The sequence below is a fragment of the Streptomyces sp. A01 genome (assembly GCF_059026195.1).
This window is the reverse complement of record NZ_JBWLKN010000137.1, coordinates 1-374: the sequence shown is the minus strand read 5'-3', so window position 1 is coordinate 374 and position 374 is coordinate 1. Positions and strand designations below refer to the sequence as shown.

The window sequence follows — 374 nt, the reverse complement described above, 5'->3', positions numbered from 1 at the left end:
GTCCCAGCCGCGGTTGGTCGGGAAGGGGGAGACGGCGTCGGTGCCCGTGGCGACCAGGTCCCACAGGGCCTCGGGCGAGGACACGCCACCCGGATAGCGGCACGCCATCCCCACCACCGCAATCGGTTCATCCGGCATAGGCGCAGGCACGGCCAGTGGGGAAGCCGAACTGCTCTGAACATGGAGAAGCTCAGTAGTGAGAAAAGCAGCCAGAGCAGCGGGAGTCGGATAGTCAAAGATCAAGGACGTGGGCAATTGGAGCCCTGTTGCTGCGGTGAGCCGGTTGCGCAGTTCGATGGCGGTGAGGGAGTCGAAGCCGAGGTCGGTGAAGGCGTGGTCGGGTTGGATGGTGTGGGGGGTGGTGTGTCCGAGGC

At 65.5% G+C, this 374-nt stretch carries 1 protein-coding gene; it reads right to left on the bottom strand.

Annotated features, from left to right (window positions below; all coding sequences use genetic code 11):
- Positions 1-374: acyl carrier protein (locus AC5P1B_RS35895; protein ID WP_493892228.1), on the bottom strand; the 374-nt coding region annotated here is incomplete at both ends.